Source organism: Peloplasma aerotolerans (assembly GCF_030012175.1).
GTDB lineage: Bacteria > Bacillota_I > Bacilli_A > Acholeplasmatales > Acholeplasmataceae > Peloplasma > Peloplasma aerotolerans.
Genome location: NZ_JASCXW010000044.1, coordinates 1 through 8,274, shown reverse-complemented (window position 1 = coordinate 8,274; position 8,274 = coordinate 1). Strand labels below are relative to the sequence as shown.

General features: G+C 30.5%; 9 protein-coding genes. All 9 read right to left on the bottom strand.

Annotation, left to right across the window (positions count from 1 at the left end; all coding sequences use genetic code 11):
- Window positions 1–103 precede the first annotated feature (103 nt).
- Entirely contained in the window at window positions 104–1,639 is a 1,536-nt protein-coding gene (locus QJ521_RS08885) for a GGDEF domain-containing protein (RefSeq protein WP_282840125.1), read from the bottom strand.
- Window positions 1,640–2,147: 508 nt separating this feature from the next.
- A complete protein-coding gene (locus QJ521_RS08880; protein ID WP_282840124.1) occupies window positions 2,148–3,113 on the bottom strand; it encodes a mechanosensitive ion channel family protein in 966 nt (321 codons plus the stop codon).
- Between the two features lie 17 nt (window positions 3,114–3,130).
- A complete protein-coding gene (locus tag QJ521_RS08875) occupies window positions 3,131–4,441 on the bottom strand; it encodes a hypothetical protein (RefSeq protein ID WP_282840123.1) in 1,311 nt (436 codons plus the stop codon).
- A gap of 215 nt (window positions 4,442–4,656) precedes the next feature.
- Window positions 4,657–5,331: a vWA domain-containing protein gene (locus QJ521_RS08870; RefSeq protein WP_282840122.1), complete on the bottom strand. Its 675-nt coding sequence runs from the start codon at window positions 5,329–5,331 to the stop codon at window positions 4,657–4,659.
- A gap of 91 nt (window positions 5,332–5,422) precedes the next feature.
- On the bottom strand, window positions 5,423–5,821 hold the full coding sequence (locus QJ521_RS08865) for an MFS transporter (RefSeq protein WP_282840120.1): 399 nt from the start codon (window positions 5,819–5,821) through the stop codon (window positions 5,423–5,425).
- Window positions 5,822–5,946: 125 nt separating this feature from the next.
- The gene (locus tag QJ521_RS08860) at window positions 5,947–6,234 is read right to left on the bottom strand and encodes a hypothetical protein (RefSeq protein WP_282840119.1); all 288 of its coding nucleotides are present in this window, start codon (window positions 6,232–6,234) and stop codon (window positions 5,947–5,949) included.
- A 163-nt stretch (window positions 6,235–6,397) separates the two neighbouring features.
- Window positions 6,398–6,694, bottom strand: coding sequence for an MFS transporter (locus tag QJ521_RS09720; RefSeq protein ID WP_430757353.1), 297 nt, complete (start codon window positions 6,692–6,694; stop codon window positions 6,398–6,400).
- Window positions 6,695–6,897: 203 nt separating this feature from the next.
- A complete protein-coding gene (locus tag QJ521_RS08855; protein ID WP_282840117.1) occupies window positions 6,898–7,281 on the bottom strand; it encodes an HNH endonuclease signature motif containing protein in 384 nt (127 codons plus the stop codon).
- Complete coding sequence (locus QJ521_RS08850; protein WP_282840116.1) at window positions 7,281–8,252, bottom strand: Abi family protein; 972 nt, start codon at window positions 8,250–8,252, stop codon at window positions 7,281–7,283. The genes QJ521_RS08855 and QJ521_RS08850 overlap by 1 nt, the downstream gene beginning before the upstream one ends.
- Window positions 8,253–8,274 lie beyond the last annotated feature (22 nt).

Here is an 8,274-nt window from a genome sequence, read left to right as displayed (position 1 = left end):
TATTCAGTAATTTAAAATAGGTTTTGATCTACCACCTAGTCACTACTATAAAGACAAGGAATAGATTTTAGTTTTATTTAATTCTCATGGTTATATTGTTAAATCATCTAATATATTTATCTTGTAATTTAATATATTCTATTAATTTGGTTTTATAATCTTTAGATGCAATAGACTTCATTTCATACATTTGTGCATCAGCATGTTGAATGAGATTGTAGATGTTGCTATTACCTTCTCTATAATATGCCATTCCAACAGAAACACTAATTAATTGCTCAATGTCTGGATGCTCACATGCTTTTAGTAGCTCTAACTGCTTTTGTTCTAGTAACTCCTTATTTGTTTCATAAACAATAACAATAAATTCATCTCCACCAATTCTCCCAATATCTTTATGTGGGACATCATTAAAGACCATTTTAAGACGATCAGCAAGTGACTTCAACAAGAAATCTCCACGTTCATGTCCTAAGTAATCATTATTAATCTTTAAACAGTTAAGATCTAAAGATAACACACCTATATGTTTGGTATCTTTAATCATTTTCAGTTTGTTCTCAATATAATTACGGTTATTAAGTCCCGTCATTGAATCATAGTTACTTAACTGATTTAATTCTCTTAATAAAAGATACACTTGTGTTTCATCATATAGCAAAATCATATGACCTGACTCATTCATCCCTTTTAGTTTAAACTCTTTTTCACGCAAGTGATAATGATCTTTATCTTCATACATATCTTCATTCATATTGTATTCACTATATAAAGTTACTTTATCTGCCATTAAAGCAGCAACTTTCTCAAATGGTTGACTGATGACATCTTCAAATAATAGATTGTATTTCTCTAATAAAAGTGGGCTGATCTCAATTATCTTATGATCAGCATCTGTTAGAATATACATTTCTCGCATATTTGCGAGAATCTCACTTCTTCCCGATGCTCGAAGATTAAAAACCATGTCTTTTCTAAAAATGACGTCATATAAAACATAAGCAACAATGACTAATGAAATATAAGTTAAATTAACATTAAGTTCTACAACAAATAACTGTAGTGCATTAAACAATAGAACTAATATAACGCTGTATGCCATCATTTGCGTAACTTCTTTGTATTGTCTTATACCTTTTTGTTTACCTAGAAAAACAAACAGAAGTACAATCGCTGAAATAGCAATAATATAACTCACTACCATATGATAAACAAACAAAGCACCATAGTTTGAGGTATACAAATCATTAAACGACACCAATTCGGTTCTACTTAGTTCTAGTAACCACCCTGTGCTAGAATTTGTTAGTGCTAATCCTAAATCTATTAGAACTAAAAAACCAAGTGTCATCATCATTGGTTTGGGGACTTTTTTACCAACATATTGAAAAATCGTACAAAGCATTAAAACAGCAAACAAAAGCCTTAAAGTATAACCCAGCATACCTGCATAATAGATGATAAAACTATGTGTTGATAAGCGCTCAAGGATAATTAAAATCGTCCAGATGAATGTTGAATAAATCAACACTTTTAGGCAACTATACTTTAGATCTCCTCTGTTTTTTCTCATGTTAATTACTGGTATTAATGATATAAATGCGGTTAGAACCAATATGACTTCTAAAAGTATTTGCATGCGTTATACCTCCTTTAGTTTTTAACTCTATTATCCATGTATTCTAAAGCTTTTGATATATTGACTTGATATATCTATAATCAGTTCATTATTTTTTATATGTGCATTTCTATTCTTTTTATCCTCAATAGTAATGGGAATAGTGTCTTCTACGTAGTAGATGGTTGTTATAAGGGGTTTGTATAGATTGTGTAGATTGATTATACCATCCAAAGCCAAGAAACTTTTAAACATTTTTTATTTCATAATTATTTCATAATTATTTCTTAAATCGTTAATTATATTTGAATAAAAAAGAATCTGAAACAGGTTTTACCACCAAAATGCATCATATTACTTTACTTAATGAGTCGAGAAAGTAGACTGTTATTATTAAATACATGATTAAAACTTAACTATCTATATCGTTATAAAAGAGCAATAAAGGTTCATCTTAGGCGTGAGATGAACCTTAATAATATTGAAACCCCTAGAAAAACAAACTAATGTTTAGAAAGCATCAATAAAATTATTTATCAGATACCTTGTGCTTACCATTCTCTTGATGTACAGTAACCTGTGGAAAAGGTATCGAAATTCCATATTTATCAAACAACAATTTAATTTCTCTATTTAATGATCTTCTTACATTATGTCGATTTTGCTCTTCAGTTTTCGCAACAATTCGACAAACGACTGCTGAATCAGCCAATTGATCAACACCATAATAAAATGGTCCTTCTTTAATGTTAGGAATGTTTTTTCTCATATTTTCTAAATTATTTATAATAACTTCTTCAACTTTTTCTAAATCTGCACCATATTCAATACCTATATCACATATGGCTATTGATAAAGAACTTGATGTATTGATTACATTTTTTATGTCTGAATTATTAATTAATAAGACATCACCATTTAGATCCTCAATTTTAGTAATTCTTAGTCCTATTTCCTTAACTGTTCCTCTCATATGTTCTAATTCAACAATATCACCAACTACAAATTGTTTTTGAATAATAATCGCTAGTCCTGCAAATAAATCTTCCATTAAGCTTTGGGCACCAAAGCTTATCGCAAGACCAATAATACCAGCACCAGCAAGCAGTGTAGGTGTATCGATACCCCATGCACTCAGAATTAAAAATGCTGCGATGATAAAGGATAAATATTTTACAAATCCTTTGAATAAATTCCCTATGGTTTCACTGCGCTTACCCTTTTTTGTTGTTAAGTATATAATCAACAAAAATGCTTTATTTAAAATCCATACAAAAATAAGGATAGCTACTGATTCCAATATTGTCACGTAATGATCTTCAATAAAGCGAATCAGATTAAAAAATTTACCTATACTGTTTTCAATCACCAAAGCAAAAGTTGATCCTGGAAATATGATGCTAGATAAACTACCTACTAAAACAAAGATGAATATTAAGATGATTACACTGAGAATTTGAAGCTGTTCTTTTTTGGGTCTACTTTTAAATTTCATAATTTTTGTCTCCTATTTTATATGATTTGATCAATAATGATATCGTTGATTGCTTGATCCATTTGGTTTTTTACTCCAATAATCAACTGATAGTTTTCTAAATCTGGTTTATAAACAATCAATGTTACGTACTTTCCAGTTGCATCTGGAGTAAAACCAAACTCCTGTGACTCATAATATACCTTCATCCCATCAACCATCTCATAAATGAAGTAATAGGGAACTTGGAAGTAATGATTGGGATCATTTAAATAAATATAGACTTCGAAATATTGATCATACTCTGTCATCTCATACTCAATATCATAATTACCTAAGGTCGTATATTCTTCTTCATGTAAAATAACTGTTTCTTTTCTTAATGTATAAGGGTCAATATATGTAGATGATACTTCAACTTTATATGTTGTATCTTTTTTTAAACCTAAGAAATTAAATATTGTTCCTCCGTGATACATATCTGTTTCATCACTTATCATATTTGCTTCACCGATAAACATATGCCTGTAATAAATTTTTGCTTTATACTCTATATTTTCAGTAAAATAATAATCCTCATAAAATTGAAATTTTAGATTTGATGATGACACTTGTTCTAAATATAGATAAGTTGATAGTTCAAAAGGAACATAAAATGTTAACTCATCTAAAATAACATTGCCTCCCTCGATGAGGGTTGCTTCTAAATAGAGATGAACCGTTGTATGTTCATTAGGAACGTTATTTAGTTCAATTTTTTGATTTGAACTTATAATGGGTATTACATCATAGAAATCGGGGACTTCATCGGGATATAGATATGTATAGTATAAGTTAACCTCGCTATAGAGTTGATTTACATCCGAATAAATGATATTAACTTCATAGTTAAGGTAAAAGTCTAATCGATCCACAAGTTCATAAGAAGCGATAGCTCCATTTGAACTTGCCTTCGTCTCTACTCTCATCGAGGCCAGTTTCTCAGCTCCATACCCCTTACTACCATATACTTCTAGCTTATAACTCGTATTAGGCCTTAAACCTTCAAATACACCTACATTAAGTCCTAAAGTTAATGGATTAGCATAATCTCCTAGTTGTCCATTGAGGACAATTTTAAGTGATGAAAGGTCAAGTGCCTGATCTTCATCAGTCACTAAGACCTGATAGACAATTTCATTTTCAAAGATATTCACATTTTGGATAATAGCAACTGGACTTTTTGGTATACTCATTGCAACCGCAACGACAACGATTGCTGTTAAAGTAAAAGAGGACATAAAAGAACGAAGAACTTCGTATCTTTTTTTGTCCTTTTTTTGTTTCCTATATTTGTCTTTATTCGCCATTTAATTGCCTCATTGATAACATCATGTGGTTGTAAATGTTTAGCGGAGTTGTTATTAACTATATTATACTACTTCTTTTTTTGATTTCGCAGAAAAAATTTAGTAAATATATATATAACAATGTCTTATGATAGTAAAAAAGGCATATCAGATGATTACTGATATGCCTATAAATATATGTACACATAACCTGTTTGAAGTGACGTATTCTTTCTTTATTTTTGTCTATTTTTAAAATCCTTGTCAATCTGATCTTTCCAATTTGCATTGATTTCATTAGACATTCTAAATTCACTAATTGCTTCTCCAACACTTTCGTAATTCTGGCGAGTCCCACGTTGATCTGCATGGTAGTTAGCAGCTCTATCTTTTCTAATACCAAATCTTTGAGCAGTTTCTTGTGCATCGATATTTGCTCCTAGAAAGATGAATTCCCAATTGTATTTCTCTTTTTGATGCTCAACCATGTTTTTAAGTAGTTCATAGCTATATTCTCTACTTGCATTTTCCATACCATCTGTTGTAATGATAAAGATAACTTTTTCAGCTTTAGACTCTTCTGGTAAGTATTTTTGAACACGACCAATCTTTTTAATGCCCCTACCAATAGCATCTAATAGCGCTGTAGCGCCTCTAACATAATAATCCTTGGTTGTTATTGGTTTAACTGATTCTAAAGGCACTCTGTTGTGTAAAACCTCGAATTGATCATCAAATAGAACCGTTGAGATGATTGCATCACCTTCTATTTTCTTTTGTTTTGCAATCATAGCATTAAATCCACCAACGGTATCTGCTTCTAGACCTTGCATTGAACCACTTCTATCTAAGATAAATACAATTTCTGTTAATCCTAATATAGTATTAAGAAAAATATTTAATCTTATCATTTTATTAAGTACTCAAGATTTTTTCTCTAGAAATCGTTAAATCATTAATTGCATTGGTTATTTCATTTTGTTTTTTAGCATCTATTTTATATCAATTCGATATAAAAATTCCAATACTCCTAAATATGAGAGGAGCTATGGCCATGATGACTCTAATCATTAACATTGCACTATCAGGTTGTTCTATAATTAATACTACACCAATTTGTTGTTCTCTAAATCCTGCTAAACTGATTAGAAACATGACTAAGGATAATCCTACTGTTTGAGCGATCTTATTGAAAAAGTTCGTAAAGCCACTTATTTGGCCGTCTAAGCAGTCTTTTAACTTGATTTGACCAGCATCAATAACATCTCCATACATCGTGTGAGGAATTAATCCAGGTCCAGATATACCAAAACCCATAAGTATTCCTGAAATATAAATTGCTAAAGGACTAACAATTACTGGAATGATTAAGATAAAGATAGAGTGTGCAGTAAAATCCAATGATAAGCACCAAACCTGTAAGAATAGGTATTGCCTTTCTTTTCAATCATTTTTAAATAAACAGATAATGCAACGATTTGCATTGAAAACATGAGTGCAACAGCAATCAATCCTACCGTAGTTGGTCAGCTGATAAAAGTTGAAAATTTTGTAATATGGAAATCAACATAAAAGAAAAACAATCCACTCATAATTGCCATTGACATTTGTAGTACAAAAAACATACCTAAGTATTGTCTAAATGGGCGAAGGCTTAAAGGCTTCGCCATTTCATTAAAAGAAAGTTTAGTTGTAACGATTGGCGTTTGTATCTCTTCTCTTGCAAAGAGTCCTGTGAGCAATACCAATAATGCAAAGAGTAATCTAAAGGATAAGCTCATGACTTGAAAACCAATTGCTTTATCACCAAACATGCTAACGATAATTCCTGGAACTACAACACAAAGAATAAAAGCAAATATGGAAAATCCTAAGCGATAAGAGTTATAGGAAGCTCTTTTTTTAGATGATCACTTGTAATTTCGCTCGATAAGGAATAGTAGAGAATCATGACAGATGTTTGAACAGTTGTAAATATTAAATATGATAATAAAACAGCAACCACTCTAATCCTGTTGTAGAAAATGCATAGGGAAAGAATAATAAATACATAGAGAGTAATACAAATGGAGTAACTATCACCAAATAGATTCTTCTTTTGTCCATCTTTGATTTTGTTCTATCTGAGATATGACCCAATGGGTCTGTAATCGCATCCCATACTCTAGCAACTAATATGACGATTCCAATCCAATAAGGACTAATCCCTACTGTTAATGCTAAAAAGCCTGGATAAAGAAAATTAACAATATTAAAATAACCTCCACCAAATATATCAGCAGATGCAAAGGCTAGTTTTTCTTCAAATCGTTATGCTCCATTTGAGTACCTCTTATGTGAAAAGCTTACTAGTTTTATTATACGATATTGTAGTTATTTTAATAATAGAAAAGAAAGACCTCATCAATGGAAAATCAGCATAGTAAATTCGATTTCTATTAATGAAGTCATTTATAAATGATTACCAAAATATATTGCTAATCAAAATCTTTCCAGTAATCAACTCTTTCATCTGTTTCTACTTGAAAAATTCCGTAATTATGTGTGTACTTTATTTTTCTAACTTGGTATAAAATCCCGTTTATACTAAATGTATTTTTTCCTGCAGCTTCTGCATTTGTCTTCCAGTGTACTATTAAAAGGTTTTTTATCTCGTTTGTTCCACCAAGGGAAATAGGTAATATGTGGTGTATATTCCATCCAAAATTATATTTCCGGCCAGTATTATCGAATCTAAGTTCGGTTTTATTGTTGAAATCGTCTTTATAGATATACCTACCAGTGAAGTCCAAGGCAACCAAATTTGAACCAAAAATAGATTCCCAAATAAGAAGTGCATTTTGTTTGTTAATTTTCATCATTATATCTCCTCACATGCTACACTTGAAAATATGTCAAACTGAACATCCCATTTGCTAGGTAATACATTTGTTTCGTATGCAGATTGTCCAGTTTTTTCAAATTTGCGAACAATCCTCTTAAACTCTTCTTTAAACTCTCTTAATTGCTTGCTATCCATAATTTTGCACATTGAATAAATCCTTGAAAACAAGTCAGTGCTACTTTCAAGTTCAAGCATATCATTTTCTATAGAATATAATTTGATGATTGTTCCAGATTGACCAATGATTCTATTATAATGAGCACATTTGTTTCTAACTCCTCTAATTGAATGCATCCAGTCATCAAATATGAATGCAGTTTCTTTAGTTGGTTTTGAGAATCCATATGATTCTATTAATATTTTCTTTCTTGCTTCACCATTCAGGTATTCATAAATATTTATGACTGTTCCAAAATCAACATGTTCAAAAAATGTCCAAACAGGAAGTTTCTCACGATAATACTTACCGCCCTTGCGGAATGAACCAACATCTGGAATTTTTGAACTACTACTCCTTATTTTTCTCTCTTTTTCAATTATATCTTTTAGAAACACAGGAAATTGCAATATTGCAGTTTTCCTATGTGAGGAGTTAAATAAACCTTTTGATTTTGTATATATCGTTTCTTCTAAATATACACTTGGATTATCAGGATGTGTCTTCACTAAGTACATAGCTATACTGTTTCTAAACTTGATTTCGATGTCTTTTATATATTTAATAAATAATAATCGCAAATCCTTGTCTAGCTCATATAATCTAATTAATTGCTCAATAGAAGGTTTATCCTCGGTTACTGAAACCTTATGCAAGTATTTTGCATACCTGCTGATACGATAATAACCCTTCTCAAATAACAGACTCTTAATTTTCTTGTCATTTTTAAAGCTAACGTATTTTTTTATTTCTATCAATTGTTGTTCTAGATTGAGACATACTACTTTCATAAATCCCCCTTAATATATAAAA